This is a genomic window from Peribacillus frigoritolerans (genome assembly GCF_040250305.1).
Lineage (GTDB): Bacteria > Bacillota > Bacilli > Bacillales > DSM-1321 > Peribacillus.
The window spans coordinates 5210649-5230621 of the sequence record NZ_CP158190.1; the positions used below are offsets into that span (position 1 = coordinate 5210649).

At 43.5% G+C, this 19973-nt stretch carries 16 protein-coding genes; 3 read left to right on the forward strand and 13 right to left on the reverse strand.

Going from position 1 to position 19973, the window contains the following annotated elements:
- Nucleotide 1: 1 nt before the first annotated feature.
- The 11 genes from ABOA58_RS25820 to ABOA58_RS25870 all read right to left on the reverse strand — a co-directional run bounded on the left by ABOA58_RS25820 (nucleotide 2) and on the right by ABOA58_RS25870 (nucleotide 13186).
- The gene (locus ABOA58_RS25820) at nucleotides 2-520 is read right to left on the reverse strand and encodes an acyltransferase (RefSeq protein ID WP_101223732.1); all 519 of its coding nucleotides are present in this window, start codon (nucleotides 518-520) and stop codon (nucleotides 2-4) included.
- Complete coding sequence (ppaX, locus tag ABOA58_RS25825; protein WP_350300546.1) at nucleotides 517-1185, reverse strand: pyrophosphatase PpaX; 669 nt, start codon at nucleotides 1183-1185, stop codon at nucleotides 517-519. The genes ABOA58_RS25820 and ppaX overlap by 4 nt, the downstream gene beginning before the upstream one ends.
- On the reverse strand, nucleotides 1175-2119 hold the full coding sequence (locus ABOA58_RS25830) for a nucleoside recognition domain-containing protein (protein ID WP_350300547.1): 945 nt from the start codon (nucleotides 2117-2119) through the stop codon (nucleotides 1175-1177). The genes ppaX and ABOA58_RS25830 overlap by 11 nt, the downstream gene beginning before the upstream one ends.
- A gap of 27 nt (nucleotides 2120-2146) precedes the next feature.
- A complete protein-coding gene (gene lgt, locus ABOA58_RS25835; protein WP_241593123.1) occupies nucleotides 2147-2959 on the reverse strand; it encodes a prolipoprotein diacylglyceryl transferase in 813 nt (270 codons plus the stop codon).
- A 26-nt stretch (nucleotides 2960-2985) separates the two neighbouring features.
- The gene (gene hprK, locus ABOA58_RS25840; RefSeq protein ID WP_137016681.1) at nucleotides 2986-3921 is read right to left on the reverse strand and encodes an HPr(Ser) kinase/phosphatase; all 936 of its coding nucleotides are present in this window, start codon (nucleotides 3919-3921) and stop codon (nucleotides 2986-2988) included.
- A 540-nt stretch (nucleotides 3922-4461) separates the two neighbouring features.
- The gene (locus ABOA58_RS25845; protein ID WP_350300548.1) at nucleotides 4462-5562 is read right to left on the reverse strand and encodes a DUF4097 family beta strand repeat-containing protein; all 1101 of its coding nucleotides are present in this window, start codon (nucleotides 5560-5562) and stop codon (nucleotides 4462-4464) included.
- A gap of 198 nt (nucleotides 5563-5760) precedes the next feature.
- Complete coding sequence (locus ABOA58_RS25850) at nucleotides 5761-5970, reverse strand: hypothetical protein (RefSeq protein ID WP_350300549.1); 210 nt, start codon at nucleotides 5968-5970, stop codon at nucleotides 5761-5763.
- 122 nt (nucleotides 5971-6092) lie between these two features.
- Nucleotides 6093-8972 carry an excinuclease ABC subunit UvrA gene (gene uvrA, locus ABOA58_RS25855; protein ID WP_350300550.1) on the reverse strand — a complete coding sequence of 960 codons (2880 nt, stop codon included), beginning with the start codon at nucleotides 8970-8972 and terminating at the stop codon, nucleotides 6093-6095.
- A gap of 6 nt (nucleotides 8973-8978) precedes the next feature.
- Nucleotides 8979-10964: an excinuclease ABC subunit UvrB gene (uvrB, locus tag ABOA58_RS25860; RefSeq protein ID WP_350300551.1), complete on the reverse strand. Its 1986-nt coding sequence runs from the start codon at nucleotides 10962-10964 to the stop codon at nucleotides 8979-8981.
- A 217-nt stretch (nucleotides 10965-11181) separates the two neighbouring features.
- Nucleotides 11182-11412: a CsbA family protein gene (locus tag ABOA58_RS25865; RefSeq protein ID WP_101223739.1), complete on the reverse strand. Its 231-nt coding sequence runs from the start codon at nucleotides 11410-11412 to the stop codon at nucleotides 11182-11184.
- A 190-nt stretch (nucleotides 11413-11602) separates the two neighbouring features.
- On the reverse strand, nucleotides 11603-13186 hold the full coding sequence (locus ABOA58_RS25870; protein WP_350302973.1) for a catalase: 1584 nt from the start codon (nucleotides 13184-13186) through the stop codon (nucleotides 11603-11605).
- Nucleotides 13187-13470: 284 nt separating this feature from the next.
- On the opposite strand from ABOA58_RS25870, the gene ABOA58_RS25875 reads away from it, so the two are divergent.
- Complete coding sequence (locus tag ABOA58_RS25875) at nucleotides 13471-15693, forward strand: MMPL family transporter (RefSeq protein WP_434547756.1); 2223 nt, start codon at nucleotides 13471-13473, stop codon at nucleotides 15691-15693.
- A gap of 434 nt (nucleotides 15694-16127) precedes the next feature.
- Entirely contained in the window at nucleotides 16128-16661 is a 534-nt protein-coding gene (locus tag ABOA58_RS25880) for a YceI family protein (protein WP_350300552.1), read from the forward strand.
- 55 nt (nucleotides 16662-16716) lie between these two features.
- Here ABOA58_RS25880 and ABOA58_RS25885 read toward each other — a convergent pair whose 3' ends face one another.
- Together ABOA58_RS25885 and ABOA58_RS25890 are read right to left on the reverse strand one after the other, a co-directional pair.
- On the reverse strand, nucleotides 16717-17772 hold the full coding sequence (locus ABOA58_RS25885) for a FecCD family ABC transporter permease (RefSeq protein WP_350300553.1): 1056 nt from the start codon (nucleotides 17770-17772) through the stop codon (nucleotides 16717-16719).
- Nucleotides 17769-18773: a FecCD family ABC transporter permease gene (locus tag ABOA58_RS25890; RefSeq protein WP_350300554.1), complete on the reverse strand. Its 1005-nt coding sequence runs from the start codon at nucleotides 18771-18773 to the stop codon at nucleotides 17769-17771. The genes ABOA58_RS25885 and ABOA58_RS25890 overlap by 4 nt, the downstream gene beginning before the upstream one ends.
- Nucleotides 18774-18953: 180 nt before the next feature.
- Here ABOA58_RS25890 and ABOA58_RS25895 point away from each other — a divergent pair, with 180 nt between their 5' ends.
- The gene (locus tag ABOA58_RS25895; RefSeq protein ID WP_350300555.1) at nucleotides 18954-19943 is read left to right on the forward strand and encodes an ABC transporter substrate-binding protein; all 990 of its coding nucleotides are present in this window, start codon (nucleotides 18954-18956) and stop codon (nucleotides 19941-19943) included.
- Nucleotides 19944-19973: the final 30 nt, after the last annotated feature.

Consider the following 19973-nt stretch of genomic DNA (forward strand, 5'->3'; position numbering starts at 1 on the left):
TTCACAAGGAAGTTTGCTGCTCCCTTTCAAGCATTTCTTCTTTGGTATATATGATTTTCATTGGATTTCCCCCGACGAAAGCTCCCTCTGGAACATCCTTATGGACAAGTGTACCTGCAGAGACAATCGCCCCATTTCCGATTGAAAGTCCTGGAAGAATGGTCGAATTGGCTCCAATCAATACTTCATCCCCAATGACTACATCTCCTAAACGATATTCCTGAATCAAATATTCATGAGCAAGAATCGTCGTATTATAGCCAATGACAGTATTTCTTCCAACTGATATTTTTTCCGGAAACATCACATCGGGCATGACCATCAAGGCAAACGAAGTATGCTTCCCGACTTTCATATGTAAAAAAGTCCTGTACAGCCAATTCTTCATGCCCAGAAAAGGCGTATAACGCGCTAGCTGTATCACCACAAAATTCTTGACGACTTTCCAGAATGGAACGGTCTTATATACATGCCATAGTGAATTAGCCCCTTCAACTGGATAGCGGGACGTGCGTCTCATTTTCTAGCCTCCGTGAGCTTTTCAACCTCAATGATATTCAATAAATCCGCCATCTGTTCAAGCATATAATCAGGGTGATAGCTTTCCAGGAATTCACGGCCTCTAATGGACCATGAGACGCCTGCCGTTTTTGTACCTGTGTTCTTCCCGCCCAGAATATCATGATAACTGTCGCCAATCATGATCGCTTCTTCAGGAACCGAACCGAGTTGATTTAAAGCTTTTACCAAAGGCTCTGGATCCGGCTTTGCTTTTTCCACCTCATCCAGTGTGACCACCACATCAAAGAATTGATCCAGTTTGCTTAAACAGAGGCCCTTTTCGACGACATCACGCTTCTTTGTCGTAACGACTGCCAATTTATAGCCGCTCTGCTTCAATGTTTGAACGGTTTCGAACACACCGTCAAATTGTGTGACAAGCAAATCATGGTTCCTCCAATTATGCTCCCGATAGTAAGCGATCATTTCATCCACTCGTTTTGGATCAATGGAAGAGAAAGTATCGAACAAAGTCGGTCCGATAAATGGAATGATATCTTCCCGATTGAACTTTCCAGGACAAAAGTGGTTTAACGTTTCTGTAAAAGAGGCGATGATCAATTCATTTGTATTGATTAACGTCCCATCAAGATCAAATAATAATGTAGTTATGTTACTGTTCATATACAGCTTCCTTTCTCTGTACCCTGTCAGCCCGATTCCATATATACGCAACGACCATCGTTAAAACAATGGCAGTGAGTATCCGAATAAGTAATAACGGCAAGACAGGAATCCCCAGCGGAATAAAAATCAGTGTATCTTCTACAACAGCATGGCAGGCAACTAAAAAGATGAATGCAATCGTCATATCCTTCTTCGAAACATTATCCTCTTTAGCCGCTTGAATCATCACCCCTGCCCCATATGCCAAACCGAGAGTCAGGCCTGTAACGAAAGGCATGGAAGCATTCGGCTTCATCCCCAGGACCTTCATGAAGGGTGCAAGGGCTTTCGAGAAGGCTTCCAGCCATTTTAGATCTTTCATGATTTGAACCGCCACCATGAGCGGAATAACGATAACTGCCAGCTGAGCAATTCCGGAAAGGGCCTGGATGATCCCATGTAATAGGATTGCACCCGCTCCGTTAATCTCTGCTGCCTCCCCGATAGCCACTCCTTGGGCCATTTCAGATCCGCCCTGCCAAACAAGATTGATGACGACCGCTGACAAAAGCGCAAGCCCGATCCGTACTGTCAGGATGATCCACAGCTTGACACCGGTTTTCATCGCCACACCTGACTCGATCAATAAATTATGTGAAAAAGATAGCATCATAGCGATAATGAAAACTTCTTTCACAGTCAAATCAAGCGTTAATATGCCAGCGATCGCTGCGTACAAATTCAGGAAATTACCTAACACGAGCGGAATTGCCGCATCTCCTGGAAGACCGATGAGATTCATCAAAGGCGCTATCAAGTTAATGATGAATGGCAAAACAGGTGTATATTGAAGCACAGTAACGATCAGAGTAACTGGAAATATCACTTTTCCCAAAGACCAGGTTGTATTCAAGCCTGAAAGAAGTCCCTTTTTAACCGAATCCACTATCACTATGCCCTCTCCCTTTACACATATTCCCTATGCATCTAAATACCTTTTGTCTGCATGCCCACGGACCCTTCTATAGACCACTAAAGCAATGGCTGCTGCTACCAACACAATCGAGATCACTTGTGCGATACGCAGTGATTCCGTCAGCATCAAACTATCCGTCCGCAAACCTTCAATGTAATAACGGCCGATGGAATACCATATTACATAGGTTAAAAATAGTTCCCCCCTGCGCAAGTTCACTTTCCGTAAACTTAAGAGAATAATGACACCGACGATATTCCAAATCGATTCATACAAAAAGGTCGGGTGATAATACGTACCGTTTATGTACATTTGATTAATGATGAATTCTGGCAAATGCATATTTTCCAGGAATGACCTTGTTATTTCTCCCCCATGCGCTTCCTGATTCATGAAATTACCCCAACGGCCAATCGCCTGCCCCAACAATAAGCTCGGTGCAGCAATATCCGCCAGCTTCCAAAATGAGACTTTCTTGACCTTGGCAAACACGATTGCAGTCAGTACCGACCCGATCAACGCACCATGTATGGCAATTCCGCCATTCCATATTTTTATGATATCTCCTGGGTTTTGTGAATAGTACTCCCATTGGAAAATCACATAATAAATACGTGCACTAATGATCGCGATTGGGACAGCAAACAAAATCATGTCAGTAAAAATTTCCTTATCAAGACCTCTTCGCTCAGATTCCCTTAAAGCGATAATAAGACCCAATAACACACCGAAACCGATGATTAGTCCATACCAATGTACCTGGATGGGACCTAGATCTATCGCAATTGGATTCAGCGGCTGTATTCCTTGTTCCATTTTGTCCCCTCTTTTCTTATAACCTTTTAAAATTCATCATGTTCCGGATCTGCAATTGCATGGTTCAAGCGATCAGAAAACTGTTCCGCTGCATTTACTCCCATACGCTTCAGGCGGTAATTCATGGCTGCCACTTCAATGATGACAGCTAAATTTCGCCCTGGACGGACAGGCACGGTAATTTTCGTCACTTCCGTATCGATGATTTTCATTTTTTCTTCATCAAGGCCAACCCGGTCATACTGCTTGTTTTTTTCCCATAGTTCCAGATTGATGACGATTGAGATCTTTTTATTGCTGCGGACTGCGCCAGCTCCAAAAAGTGTCATTACATTAATGATTCCCAATCCTCTTATTTCTAGAAGATGTTCGATTAAATCCGGGGCATTCCCGACCAGCGTATCTTGGTCTTCCTGCCTGATTTCGACGCAGTCATCTGCTACGAGACGATGACCCCGTTTCACTAATTCCAGGGCTGTCTCACTTTTACCGACGCCGCTTTTCCCGGTGATCAACACACCTAACCCATAGATATCCACCAATACACCATGAACGGCAGTGGTTGGTGCCAACCTGCTTTCCAGGAAATTGGTCAGACGGCTGTATAACCTTGTTGTCTTCATATTAGATCTCATCACAGGAACGGATTCCCGCTCAGAAGCTTCGATCAATTCTATCGGTACTTCCTGACCACGCGTAATGATGATGCCTGGAGTAAAGTCCCTGCATAACTCTTCCATCCTCTGTACTCGATCCGGTTCATTCAGCCGATTAAAAAAGGACATCTCCGTCATACCTAAAAGCTGTACTCGATCTGCGGGATAATAATCAAAAAAACCGGCTATTTCAAGTCCGGGACGAGATAAATCACTCGTGACGATCGGTCTGTTAATTCCTTCTTCCCCACTGATAAGTTCTAGACCGAACGCTTCTACTATATCCTTTGTACGGACTTTTGCCATATATCTTTCCTCCTTTAGGAGCGATGCTATTTTTTGAGATACTTTTTCTATTTTAGCATTTTTCTGTTAATAACCAAACAAAGCATTATCGATTTATTGTTTTTTTATTCACTTCACCCGGATTGGCCACGTGAACAAAAAAGGATGATAGGAACATTACATCAATAAAAGAAAGCCCCCCATTTATATTGGCAGGCTCACTTTGCAGACAAAAAGGATTGGAAACGTATCTTTCATCAAATGATGTTCCCGAACCAACTCCAAAGCAACTCCTGAGGTATGGTTTCGATACAAAAATTGGATGTTGATTTCCGCTCAAGAAACTCGCTTTCCGCGGGCGGTCGTGGAGCCTCCTCGGCTTGCGTCTGCGGGGTCTCCCCTAGACGCGCTTTTCTAAGCAGGAGTCTCGTACCTTCCTCTTCAATCAACCTTGTTATTAAATTTAGAGAACAAGCCATAAAAAAATGCAGGCAAACTCGTTTTCCATCGAGTTTGCCTACAGTTTGAGCCGCCAGTGGTATCAACGGGTTTTCCCTTTCTTCAGGAAACCGTTATCGCTGCAGTCTTGGTTTCTGCAAAAACATGAAGCACAGGAACCACTTCTTTAACCGTCTTAAACTTAAGGACCTTCTGAACCACATCACTTTTCTCTTCGATGATTGTCATCCCTTCCAAAGTTACATTAAAGCTTCCTAAATTTGATTTCAATTCTCCTTCGATCGCCTTACCTGGCGGCAGGGTCAGCTGGACTTTTCCTGTGACTGACTTAGCATGGATCGAATCGCAATCCATCCCTGAATTCGTACAGATGATTTCCCCATTGAACGTTTGGACATCCAATTTCTTGAAGTATCCATCGGCATTAATCGCTCCATTCAGGGTCTCGGCTTCCAAGTCATTAAAGTTGGTATCTGAAATGGTGATCATCCCATTACCTGTTTCAAGCTCACAGAAATCACCCGTACCCTGCATGATATGAATGGCACCATTCGCCGTTTTCGCTTTAAGCTTCTCTGATTTCAGTGATTCAGTCGTGATTGCGCCATTGAACATCCTTACATGAATGTCCTCATATTCCTTCCTTGGAATGTACATGATCGTATCAACCTTTATGGATTTTTCACGAACCTTGAACTTCAATTTTCCATTTTCAATCGTGAAATCGACTTCTTCCAAAAAGTTTTTCCTGGCTTCTTCTATTTCTTCCACACGGTATACCTTAGCTTGGCACTCAACCCGGACATCATTATGGTCCCATGCGGCGATTTTTATTTTCCCATTTGCTATATCTACATCAACCTCATCCAGGAAATCATGATCATGCTGGAAAATATGACTGACCTCCACAGATTTCCCGAAATTGAAATCAAGATCCGTTTCTTTGATTTTCTTAAAAGCACTTTCAACGAAATCAATAATCTTTTCTTTCGATGACTGGATATTCTTTTTAAACGTATCCTGAGTGCTTCCTTCGCTTTTCTTATCCACGACTACCGTCGATAATTCGTTTTGCAATTTCTGCTCCTTAGCTTCACTTTCCTGACTGGCTTTATCTAATTCTTCCAAAAGGCCCATGGCTTCTTCCGCTGATAATTTTCCATCCTGAATCATTTCTAAAATCTTCTTTCTTTCCTCCTGCATGAACATTCCTCGCTTTCTTCTATCATTTTATTCATACATACGCCTAGATATCTAAAAAGTTTCATAAATACCGTTTTTCCCATCATTCGACAAAGGAAAATGACAATTTCCGAAAAGGAAGATGTATGATTTCCCCGGAAATATCTCCTTTTCCTATTCTTTAATCAAATGATTGATTAAATGCACACCGTCATTTTTCTACAAAAAAACAAGCCAGATGGCTTGTTCCAGACTATAGACAAATTCAAAGAAAACGAGTTTGCCTGCAGTTTTTTTATAAAAACCCGTTCCATTGATTTCAGAAATCCGCTCCCTTTCCGCCGACTGTCTGCCAAGCCTCCTCACCGCAAGCGGCTGTGGGGTCTTGGCTAGCCAGCTATTCGGCAGGAGTGTCGCAAATTTCTTCAATCCATTAAGGATTACCGTAAAAAACCACTAAGGATAATCAAGTTTTGTTTTAAAATCATGGTTAGGATCAGACCATTCCGGATTTGGGTTCCAAACTGAAACAAGCCTGATGGCTTGTTCTTTTAAGCATGTTCATGCTCCGTTTCTTTTTCTTCAATCCAATTTTCCATGCGGATTTGATCACGGGTAAGTACAGGTTTTAAGTATTTTCCCGTGTACGATTCGGAAACTTCACATATTTTTTCAGGTGTTCCATAAGTGACGATCGTACCGCCCTTATCTCCGCCTTCCGGTCCCAGGTCAATAATATGGTCCGCCGTCTTGATGACATCCAGATTATGCTCGATCACCAAAACGGTATCCCCATTGTCAACCAGCCGCTGCAGAACCTGGAGCAGCCTTGCTATATCGTGGACATGTAGACCGGTAGTTGGTTCATCCAAGATATAGAAGGAGCGCCCAGTGGATCGGCGATGCAATTCAGAAGCAAGTTTCACCCTTTGCGCTTCACCGCCTGATAAAGTGGTGGCAGGCTGTCCGAGCTTGATATAACCCAAACCAACGTCATAAATCGTTTGTAGCTTCCGTTTGATTTTTGGGATATTTTCAAAGAAACTAACGCCTTCCTCGACTGTCATATCGAGAATGTCGGATATGTTTTTCCCTTTATATTTCACTTCTAGAGTTTCCCGGTTATAACGTTTACCATGACAGATTTCACATGGGACATAGACATCTGGGAGAAAATGCATTTCAATCTTGATAATGCCATCACCACGGCATGCCTCACAGCGTCCGCCCTTCACATTGAAACTGAACCTTCCTTTTTTATAACCGCGGATCTTAGCTTCATTAGTCGAGGCAAACACGTCACGAACATCATCGAATACACCCGTATAGGTAGCTGGATTGGATCGTGGGGTCCTGCCGATTGGTGATTGGTCAATATCAATGACTTTATCTAAATGCTCAATCCCCTTGATTTCACGGAAATCGCCTGGTCTGGCTTTTGCCCGGTTCAGCTTTTGAGCCAATGACTTATGGAGGATCTCATTCACCAATGTACTTTTCCCTGATCCCGAGACTCCCGTTACGGCTGTAAAGACCCCAAGCGGGAATTTCACATTAACGTTTTTTAAATTATTTTCCTTGGCACCTTTTATCTCAATGACACGGCCATCATTTTTCCGGCGTTCCAATGGCAATGGAATGAATTTCTTCCCTGCTAAATATTGCCCCGTTAAGGATTTAGGATTATTCATGACCTCTTCCGGAGTTCCAGCGGCCACTATTTCCCCTCCATGCGCTCCTGCTCCAGGACCAACATCGATCAAATAATCCGCAGCAATCATCGTATCTTCATCATGCTCGACAACAATGAGTGTGTTGCCGATTTCGCGCATATTCTTCAATGTTTCGATCAATCGATCGTTATCCCTCTGATGCAGCCCTATTGAAGGTTCATCCAAAATATATAGGACTCCCGTCAATCGGGAACCGATCTGTGTCGCCAATCTTATACGCTGCGCTTCACCGCCTGATAATGTTCCCGCTGCCCTGCTCAACGTCAAATATTCCAAACCTACATTAGCCAGGAAACCAAGCCGCTCACGAATTTCACGTAAAATCAATCTCGCAATTGCAGCTTCTTTTTCAGTCAAATCAAGCTTATCGAAAAATACTAACGCATCCTCCACTGATAAAGCTGTCGTTTCACTTATATGGACACCTTGAATGAGCACGGAAAGACTCTCTTTTTTCAATCGATGACCCTTACAGCTAGGACAGTGATGTTCTGACATGTATTTCTGCATTTGCTCACGAATAAAGTCAGAACTCGTCTCCTTGAAGCGCCTTTCGATGTTTCTTAAAACTCCTTCAAAAGGAATATATCCTTCTTGCACTCTTCCAAAATCATTTTTATACCGGAAATATATCTTATCTTTACCTGAACCAAGCAAGACCTTATCCATCTTCTCTTCCGGTAAATCTTTAACGGGCACATCCATATCTATCCCATAATGGTTTGCCACCGCTTCAAGGAGCTGAGGATAATATTGAGAACTCGTCGGCTCCCATGGCGCAATTGCATGTTGACGGAGGCTTAATTCGTTATTGGGGATGACCAGATCACGGTCCACCTCAAGCCTTGCCCCCAAGCCATCACAATCCGGGCAGGCCCCAAACGGACTATTGAAGGAAAACATTCTAGGCTCTAACTCTTCAATCGAAAATCCGCAGTATGGACAAGCATGATGTTCACTGAACAGCAGCTCTTCCTCACCCATGACGTCAATGATGACTTTGCCTTCGCCAAGCTGCAAAGCACTTTCCAATGAATCTGCAAGCCTGGCCATGATACCCTCTTTAATGACGATCCGGTCTATGATGACTTCAATCGAATGTTTTTTATTTTTTTCGAGAGTGATCTCATCGCTGAGATCATGCATTTCCCCGTTCACACGAATGCGGACATATCCTTGTTTCTTAACTTCCTCCAAAACCTTCGCATGTGTCCCTTTTCTGCCTGAGACTAGCGGTGCCAATACTTGAAGCTTGGTTCGCTCAGGGTAATCAAGAATGCGGTCCACCATTTGTTCGATCGTTTGTGAGGTGATTTCAATATTATGGATCGGACAGGTCGGCCTGCCGACCCGTGCAAATAACAGCCTTAAATAATCATAGATCTCCGTAACAGTCCCTACGGTTGAACGAGGATTCCGACTGGTCGTTTTCTGGTCTATGGAAATGGCTGGTGACAAACCTTCGATCGCATCGACATCCGGTTTATCCACTTGGCCTAAGAATTGACGAGCATAAGCGGACAGTGATTCTACATAACGTCTTTGCCCTTCTGCATAAATCGTATCAAAAGCCAAGGAAGACTTCCCAGATCCGGATAATCCGGTCAGCACAACAAGTTTGTCTCTCGGTATCGTGATATCAATATTCTTTAAATTGTTGGCCCTGGCGCCTTTTATCACAATTTTATCCATTGCCATGTTTCGTCACCCTTCCGCTTTTAACTCTAGTAATAAATCACGCAGCTCGGCAGCTCGCTCGAAGTCCAGTGCCTTTGCCGCTTCCTTCATTTCTTTTTCCATGCTTGCCATCACTTTTAAACGCTCTTTTTTAGGGAGCTTCGCAAGGCTTGGTGCAAGATCTTCCTTATACTCTTCGCCTTCTTCGGCTACATGAGTCGCCCTTATGGAGTCGCGGATATCCTTTTGAATGGTTTGAGGCATTATTCCATGCTCTTTATTATAATTTTCCTGAATTTCACGGCGCCGCCTCGTTTCATTGATGGCAAGTTCCATCGAATTCGTGATGCGGTCTGCATACATGATGACGTGGCCGTTGGCATTACGGGCTGCACGGCCCATCGTTTGAATAAGCGAACGTTCCGAGCGAAGGAAACCTTCTTTATCGGCATCCAGAATGGTCACTAACGACACTTCCGGAATATCGAGGCCTTCCCTTAAAAGATTTATCCCAACAAGAACATCATATTTGCCCATTCGAAGTTCCCGGATGATTTCTATCCTTTCCAAGGTCTTCACTTCCGAATGAAGATATTGGACCTTGATGCCGATTTCCTTTAAATAATCAGTTAAATCCTCAGACATCTTTTTCGTCAAGGTCGTTATGAGCACACGCTCGTTCTTTTTGACGCGCTCCTGTATTTCACCGATCAGGTCATCTATTTGCCCTTCAATCGGCCGCACTTCCACCGTCGGATCCAGCAATCCGGTAGGACGGATGATCTGCTGAACCATTTCTGGCGTATGTTCGAGTTCATATGGTCCCGGAGTTGCCGAAACGAATATGGATTGATGGACCTTTTTTTCAAATTCTTCAAACCTTAGCGGCCGGTTATCTTTCGCAGACGGCAGACGGAAGCCATGATCGACGAGCACTTGCTTACGCGCCTGATCTCCATTGAACATTCCGCGGATCTGCGAAAGGGTTACGTGTGATTCATCCACAACCAATAGGAAGTCCTCTGGAAAGTAATCTATTAAAGTGTATGGTGTTGCACCTGAGGGACGAAGGGTTAAATGGCGGGAATAGTTCTCGATCCCTGAACAAAAGCCCATTTCCCGCATCATTTCCAGATCATAACGGGTCCGCTGCTCCAAGCGCTGCGCTTCAAGGAGTTTTTCATCTTCCCTTAATTCCTTCAATCGCTCTTCCAGTTCCGTTTCGATATTTTGAATGGCTATCCGCATTTTCTCTTCGCGGGTTACGAAGTGGGAAGCCGGGAAAATGGCGATATGATCTCGTTCACCGGTAATTTCGCCAGTCAGGGCATCGACTTCACGAATACGGTCAATCTCATCCCCGAAAAACTCTACCCGTACGCAATGTTCATCACGTGAGGCCGGGAAAATTTCGACCACGTCGCCGCGAACGCGGAAGGTCCCCCGTTGGAAAGCAATATCATTACGTTCATATTGAATATCCACGAGTCTGTGCAGCAAGGCATTCCGGTCTATCTCCATTCCTGTTCGGAGGGAAACGACCATCTCCCGGTACTCTTCAGGAGAACCGAGTCCATATATGCACGAAACACTGGCAATGATGATGACATCTTTCCTTTCAAACAAGGACGAGGTTGCCGAGTGACGCAGTTTATCGATTTCATCATTGATGCTTGCATCTTTTTCGATGAATGTATCCGTGGATGGAACATAAGCCTCTGGCTGGTAGTAATCATAATAGCTAACGAAGTACTCAACGGCATTATTAGGGAAGAACTCTTTGAACTCACTATAAAGCTGCCCTGCCAACGTTTTATTGTGGGCAATGACAAGAGTCGGTTTATTGATTCTTTGAATCACATTGGAAACGGTGAACGTTTTCCCTGTCCCCGTTGCCCCCAATAACGTCTGCATTTCCTTGCCTTCCTTAATCCCTTCGACCAGCATTTCAATTGCTGCCGGCTGATCTCCTTGAGGAGAGTATTTTGAGACTAACTCAAACTTATCCTTCACCAAGCATAGCCTCCTATTGAAATATTTTTATATGAAAACGGGACATGCCTATATCCCTTCTATTTATTCCGGTTTGATAAAGCATATATACACATTCTACCACAATAGCCTTAAAACAAACCAGCAATAAGCGAACATCCATTCTATTTTTGTTTTATGGCTTCATGATGTGTTGAGGAGAATGACAAGTTTGGGTACAAAAAAAGCACCTTTTGTGTCAGGCGCTCTTGGATGTACGTTTCATCATTCTTTTTGATAACCAAAATCCCACTGTCAGGGATAAGGCATCGACGATGATCAATAAGTTTGTATGCGTATAACCTTTATATGCGGAAGCTGTAATCAAGGCAACAGTTAAAACAAGGCCCACGACATTGTTATAGGTGACTCTTGAAAATAGCATGACAAGTAGACAAGGAAGGAAAAGGGCAGAAAGAAATTTAATCATTTTTTCATCTCCTTTATAAGAGAAAAATAGAGTAGTTTCAGTTTAAATGATTATCAAGTTTTTTGCCAATCAATTTCCCACTTGATTTTCAAGGCATCATCAGAAGAACATTCCACACATCCATCAATTATGCCCATTAAAAAAAGAGGCAAACCCCTTTAAAGGAAAGTTTGCCTCTTTTTTAGTCCAATCAATATGGATCCGCTTCATGTCCTTTACTAACGGCGTCCTCAGGGTTATCCGTCCCACCAAGTGGTTTTGAAGATTCCGTATGTTCAGAAGCCGAGGCCAGTCCCTCTTTCAATCTGCGGCCATACTCTTCATCGGCCTCTTCGGCAAGTGCTATCATTTTTTCCTGAATCCGCTTGTCGGCAGGAGCCAATGCCGCCACTAAATTGGAAATTAAATCGTCCTTTTCCCAATCCTCGAATTCACGGAATGTTTCCCCGGCCTGTTTCGTATTGTTTTGGCGATCGATTGTCTCACGAACAAGTTTCCCTTCCACCATAGGTGTATACTCCTTGCCCGTCTGCTTAGCTTCTTTCAAGCCGCCGACAGTTGATGGTTCGTAGTTGATGTGGGGGCTTTGGCTGCCTCTGCCAACTTCATATTGCATCTGTCCGCCAGTCTGATTCGTGGCTGTTCGTTTCTTCGGAGCATTGATCGGCAATTGCAGATAATTCGCACCAACACGGTGACGTTGTGTATCGGAATAAGAGAATGTACGTCCCTGTAACATCTTGTCATCAGAAAAGTCCAGCCCATCCACTAGTACACCTGTGCCGAATGCAACCTGTTCGACTTCAGTGAAATAGTCTTCAGGGTTTTTATTCAATACCATCGTACCGACATGCAGCCAAGGGAACTCATCTTTCGGCCAGATCTTCGTATCATCCAGCGGATCAAAATCCAACTCAGGATGATCATCATCACTCATGATTTGTACGTTGAGATCCCATTCAGGATAGTCTCCGCGTTCGATCGCTTCATATAGATCCTGTGTGGCATGATTGAAATTCGTAGCTTGAATTTCATTGGCCTCTTGCTGTGTCAGGTTCTTGATCCCTTGTTTCGGTTCCCAATGATACTTGACAAGCACTGCTTTCCCTTCCTCATTCACCCATTTATAAGTATTGACCCCTGACCCCTGCATCATGCGGTAGTTAGCTGGTATGCCCCATGGGGAAAACACAAAGGTAACCATATGGAATGTTTCAGGCGAACTCGCACAAAAATCAAAAATCCTCCTGCCGTCCTGAATATTCGTGACCGGATCCGGTTTGAAGGCATGAATCAAATCCGGGAATTTCATGGCATCACGGATGAAGAAAATTTTCAAGTTATTGCCTACAAGATCCCAGTTGCCATCTTCCGTATAAAATTTAACGGCAAATCCCCTGGGATCACGTAACGTTTCCGGGGACGTCCCCCCATGAATAACAGATGAGAATCTCACGAATACCGGGGTTTTTTTACCTTCTTCCTGAAAAACCTTCGCTCTCGTATATTTTGAAATAGGCTCGTCCCCCGCTTTACCGGTCGGAACAAAATAACCATGTGCACCTGCACCACGGGCATGCACGACCCGTTCAGGAATGCGCTCCCTATCGAAGTGGCTGATTTTTTCCAGGAAATCATAGTTCTCAAGTGTACTAGGTCCTCTGTTCCCTACAGTTCTAATACTCTGGTTATTCGTTACCGGGTGCCCTTGCCTGTTCGTTAATGTTTCTTTCGATTCATCATTTGTTTTTTTAGATTTATCAGACAAAAAAATCCCTCCTCTGTTAATAAAATCCACAATACTACTATACTTTCCCCTATTCCCTATATTTCACTCCTCAATCTTCGAATTTAATTGTAATTAGTTAAAAAGTACTTTTCCCTATGTATCGATGAGCATATTTCTTGCCAATAACAACTGGTCTGAATCATATAATGATAAGAAAGCTTTGAAGCATTTAGTAGAAAAATGGAGTGAGCATACCCATTTTTGTATATGTAAACAGCACACCATTATAATGAACTAAGGATAAAAAATCAAAAAGCGGGGTGCCTTCATTGGACGAATCAATATTAGGAAGACTTGGCAGGATGATGACGGGAAAAATCAGTCGTTGGGTTGTCATTGCTGTATGGATAATTGCAGCAATCGGATTAACCATCACATTGCCTGCCGTTAATGATCGAACAGCAAATAATGCCGCTGACTTGCCTGAAGACTCACCTTCCGTCGTGGCTGATGAACTTATTAAAGAAGAGTTTCCAAATTCCTCTGGAATACCTGCCCTGCTTACATGGCATCGGGAGGGTGGACTGACAGAGGCCGACTTGGCCGAAATCCAGTACCTTTCCAAGGAACTGTCAGATAACCCATTGACGCAGCAATCTTTTTTACCGCCGCTTCATGAAATTCCGTTGCCTGCTCTTCAAGGATCGGTTTCTGAAGATGGAACGACTTTCGTACAGCCGCTTTTCTTTAAAGAAAAGACCGAGACTGAAATTCTTGAAAAAAATCTTGAAAGCATTAATGAAACAGTATCGGAACGCATTGGATCGGACCCATTCAAGGTCCCGACAGATTCAGATGAATTATCACTTCGAGTGACAGGCCCTGTAGGGATATCCGTCGATGCAACGGGATTATTTTCGGGTGCTGATTTTAAATTGCTATTAGCGACCGTAATACTTGTACTTGTCGTATTATTACTCATTTACCGTTCCCCGCTTTTAGCAATCATTCCTTTAATCGGAGTAGGCTTCGCCTATATTGTCACAAGCCCGATCCTTGGATTCATGGCAGATCATGGTTGGATCACAGTCGATTCACAGGCCATTTCGATCATGACCGTATTATTATTCGGTGCCGGAACGGATTATTGTCTATTTTTAATTTCTCACTACAGAAGTGAATTAAGAAATCATGAAAGCAAACGGAAAGCCATGATCTCTGCATTCAAAGATTCATCAGGCGCCATTGCGATGAGCGGCCTTACGATCGTCATCTCGCTGCTAACATTGCTTGTAGCGAAATACGGAGCCTACCACCGTTTCGCTGTACCATTCAGCTTGTCGATTTTAATCATGATGATGGCAGCTTTAACACTTGTACCGGCATTGCTTTCTGTATTCGGAAGGGCTTCCTTCTACCCAATCGTTCCGCGTACACCAGAAATGGAAGAAACACGGGCCAAGAAAAAGGGAAAAGCCGTCAAAAAGCATAAAGAAGGCCGCATCGGTAACTGGATTGGTCATATCGTCACAACCAAGCCATGGACCGTCATTCTTACATGCTTGATCATCTTCAGTGTATTAGCTGGATATTCTTCACAAATAAAATATTCATATGATATTCTCTCTTCCTTTCCTGAAGATATGAACTCCCGTGAAGGCTATTCTGTCATTTCCGACTCGTACTCACCGGGCGAACTGGCACCAGCCACAGTGGTTGTCGACACGGATGGTGAAGATATCGATTTAGCCCAGGCAATTGAAGGAATGAATATTGTTGAAAGTGTGGCCGATCCGGTCACAAGTAAATCCAATGAAGATCTGCAATCCTATGAGGTCAAATTCAACATCAACCCATATGATATCGAGGCAATTGATTCCATTCCGGAAATCCGCACAATTGCGGAGAAAGAATTGAAGGCCGCCAATATATCTTCCGTCGAAGATAAGGTTTGGATTGGCGGGCAAACTGCGACGCAATTCGATAAAAGGGATACCGTAAAAGCCGATGAATTCATGATCATCCCGATCATCATCGTCCTGATTTCCTTGCTTCTTTTAGCCTACTTGCGATCTGTGACAGCAATGGTGTATTTAATGGGGACAGTCATTCTCTCATTCTTTGCAGCTATGGGCTTAGGTTGGATAATCCTGCACTATTTCATGGGTGTCGATGCCATAGAGGGGACGATTCCACTTTATTCTTTCGTATTCCTTGTTGCACTTGGAGAAGACTATAACATTTTCATGGTTTCAAGTATTTGGCGTAAGAAAGAAACGATGCCAATCAAGCAGGCCATCAGAAAAGGCGTTGCCGAAACTAGCGGTGTCATCACTTCCGCCGGAATAATCCTGGCAGCCACTTTTTCCGTTCTAGCCACACTTCCGATTCAAGTATTGGTTCAATTCGGGCTCATTACTGCTCTTGGTGTGTTAATGGACACATTCATTGTGCGACCGTTCCTTGTTCCTGCGATCACCTCCCTGCTTGGCCGCCGTGCCTTTTGGCCAAGTAAAGTGACCGATCAAGAAGAGAAAGAACATGCCAATTAATAAAGGTAGTAAGCTTTACTTTTCTTCATAATTAAAAACCCTGTGCCCCATAAATGCACAGGGTTTGAGTTTGTAGACAAAATGGGTTTTACCTAAAATTTCAAAACAAATTGATTGGAACTGGAACGGAAGGTGCGAGACTCCTGCCGGAAAAGCGCGTCGAGGGGAGACCCCGCAGGCGCAAGGCGCCGAGGAGGCTCCCGGACCGCCCGCGGAAAGCGATGCCTGGAGTTGAAATCGACGTTCGAGGTTTAATAAACCTTCATAAAAACTGAGACCCTGCACCCCATAAATGCACAGGGTTTTTCATGTTTTCAAAATTAAGGAAAACTTTCAGTTGACACTATTGCTTCCACCTCTTATAATTACATTAAGTTAAGATATCTCAAATTAAAGATATATAAATTCAAGATTAATAATTAGGAGGAATAAGCATGACAAATACAAAATGGTCAGTCGACCCGACTCACAGTGCTATTGAATTTTCCGTAAAACATATGATGATCGCTAAAGTAAAAGGAAGTTTTAATAAGTTCGAAGCAAACATTCTAGCAAACCCATTGGATCTAACAACTGCAGAAATCGATTTTACCGTTGATGTGGCCAGTATTGACACACGCAATGCAGACCGGGATAATCACTTGCGTTCCGCTGACTTCTTTGATGTAGAAAAAAATCCTACATTAACATTCAAATCAACAAAAATTGTGAAAACGGATGAAGATGAATACGATGTAACTGGAAATGTGACTCTTAATGGAATCACACAAGAAGAAACTTTCAGCATCACCTTCGAAGGCCAAGGAAAAGATCCATGGGGAAATGAAAAAGCAGGCTTTAGCGGAAAAGGTAAAGTCAAACGCAGTGATTATGGTTTAACCTATAACGCGGCTTTAGAAACAGGCGGCGTACTGATCGGCGATCAAATCACGCTTACCATCGAAATCGAAGTTTCTAAAGAAGCTTAATTAATAAAGAAGCAGCCATCTTTAGGATGACTGCTTCTTTCTACATTTACCGGAGTTACGAATTCCTCGTTTTATAAAGTAAATAAATGAAGTATGGTGCCCCGATGCTCGCTGTGAAGACACCAGCCGGTATTTCCAAAGGTGAGAATAGGGTCCGTCCAATCAAATCCGCCACCATGACCAGGATGCCCCCAAGCAAAGCTGAAGTGGGCAGTAAAACTCCAAAACTAGAACCAACAAGCCTTCTGGCCATGTGGGGGGCCATTAATCCCACAAAACCTATTCCTCCAGCAAAAGCTGTGGAACCACCAATCAAGGCCGTACTGATCATCAATAATGTAAACCGTTGTTTTTGGATATGTCCCCCAAGACCCGTTGCAAGGTCATCGCCTAGCTCCTGTAAATTAATATTTCTGGCATACAGGAAGGCGATTAACAGGAATAGAATCGTCCATGGTGCCAGAACAGCGATATTATTCCAGGTGGAGTTAGACACTGACCCCGTGATCCAGAGGTTTGCCTGGCTCGCTTGATAGACTGGGCCAAGGATCATCATCATCGTAGTGAGTGCTTTCATTAAAGCCATTACCCCAATCCCGATCAATACAAGCCTTATCGGGGGGACTCCATTTTTCCAGGCTAAGGAATAAACAAGTAAGGCCACGACTGTCGCCCCAATGAACGCAGCTAACGGCAGCCAGTTGATGCTCACCGTCAATGAATGATTCTTATCGCTAAAAATGGCCAAGAATCCAACGACCGCCACTGTCGCTCCTCCCGTTATTCCCAAGATATCAGGCGAAGCAAGTGGATTCCGAATCATCCCTTGAAGGATTCCGCCAGCTACAGCAAGGCCCATCCCCACCAACAGGGCAACAATTATTCTAGGCAGGCGGAAAGATTGGATGATAAGCCGATCGCTCTCCGCTCCCCCTCCGAAAAGGACCTGGAGGACACTTAGCGGATTTATATTCATTTCACCCACTCCAGTACTGATCACAAACACTAGTGAAGTGACTACAAATAATAAGAAAATCACGATCATGGCTTTTTTATCCATCAAGAATGATATTTTTTCATTAAACAAACGAAAGCTCTTATATGACTTCATCGACCGCTGAACCCCTTTCTAGCTATATAAATAAAGAATGGGGTCCCTATTATGGCTGTCATGACTCCGACCGGAACTTCTCGAGGCATCAGGATATACCTCGATATGACATCGGCTGCAATCAAAAGCACCGCCCCGAAAAGTCCAGAGAAGGGAATCAGCCAGCGATGATCGATGCCTACTACGGAACGGGTAAGATGCGGAACGACGATTCCTATAAAGCCAATCGGACCCGCAACTGCCACTGATCCGCCAGCGAGCAGGATGATTGCCAGCCCCAGAACCAGCTTAAGAAAAACTATATTCAATCCAAGACCTTTTGCAACATCCTCACCCATGGACAACACATTCATTTTACCGGACATGATCAATGCAAGGCCCCAGCCTACGACAAGATAAGGCAGGACGGCAACTAAATTGTCCAGACTTCTACCGGAGACGGATCCGGCAAGCCAGAATAGGACTTGCTCTAAAAGAGCCTCATTGGAAACAAGAAGACCTTGTGTAAGTGAAGCTACCATGGCCGTCATGGCTGCACCAGCCAATGTCAGCTTCATAGGTGTCAAGCCGCCTCGTCCCATGCTTCCAATCATATATATGCTTATCGCGGCTATGGCCGCCCCTATGAATGACAGCCATGTGAATACTTGAAGATTGCTTATTCCAAAAACGGTGACCCCAGTGACAACCGCCAATCCCGCCCCGGCGTTGACCCCGAATATATCTGGAGATGCGAGGGGGTTTTTAGTTAGCGTTTGCATTAACACCCCCGAAATGGCCAAACTTGCACCGATTGCCGAAGCGATCAGGGCCCGCGGAAGTCTGACTGATTGAATGACAATGTGTTCATTCGTCCCATTGAAATCGGTAAAAGCATCGATGGCCATTTTCCATGTTGTATCTGTATAACCGTATACAATACTTGAGCACAGTAAAAACAGCAGCAAAAGAATGGTAATGAACAGCCCCATCCATTTCTGCCATGAATTTTTTAATAACATATCCAGTTACCTTTCCAATCACGTTTGTATAGTAATATTTTACTGGTCTAAACAGGATTATGTCAACGAATTTGAGAATCATTTTCAATTATATATTGACAGAAAAGTATATTCATTTTATGATGATGCTGTTAAGTGCGAATGATTATCATTTGCCGGAAAATTGGGAGGGATACATAGATGTTTAGATTTAAGTCATTATTAACGATTTTTACAATATTTGCAGTCTTTCTTCTAGCAGCTTGCGGGAATTCGGATGAGAAAGCCGATGGAAATAAAGCTGAAGACAAGAAAGAGGAAAAAAGCTACACAATTGAGCATGCCATGGGTACTGCCGAGTTGAAAGAAACACCTAAAAGAGTGGTCGTTCTAACAAATGAAGGCACTGAAGCATTGCTTGCTTTAGGAATTAAACCTGTTGGTGCCGTTCAATCATGGCTTGGCGACCCTTGGTACGACCATATTAAAGATGATATGGATGGGGTCGAAGTTGTTGGTGTTGAACATGAAGTTAATTTAGAGAAAATCGCATCACTGAAGCCTGACTTGATTATCGGAAGCAAGATACGCCAAGAAGCTGTTTATGATAAATTAAATGCAATCGCCCCTACCGTTTTTTCGGAAACGCTAAGAGGAGATTGGAAAGAAAACTTTAAACTATATGCAAAAGCCTTGAACCTTGAAGAAAAAGGGAACGAAGTAATTGCAGAATTCGATAAACAAACAGAAGATCTTAAAGCTAAATTGGGTGATAAAGTAAATCAAGAAGTTTCCATTGTTCGTTTCATGGCTGGAACTACTCGTATTTATTACACAGATTCATTCTCTGGAGTGATTTTCGATCAATTAGGATTTAAACGTGCAGAACAACAGAAGGAACTGTTCACGGCAGATAATAAATTAGGCAACCTTGCCATTGAAGTTGGGAAAGAAGTCATCCCTAAAATGGATGGAGATATTCTATTCTACTTCACTTACGCTCCTGAAGGGGACAAACAAGCCCTAAGCACAGCAAAAGAATGGACGAATGATCCACTTTGGAAAAACCTTGATGCAGTCAAAAACGGAAATGCCCATGAGGTTAGCGACGCCACATGGAATACATCTGGCGGAGTTATTGCAGCTAATAAAATGCTTGAAGATATAGAAAAGATCATGCTTGAAAAGTAATAACACGTTTCTATTGAAAACGGCCTTTCT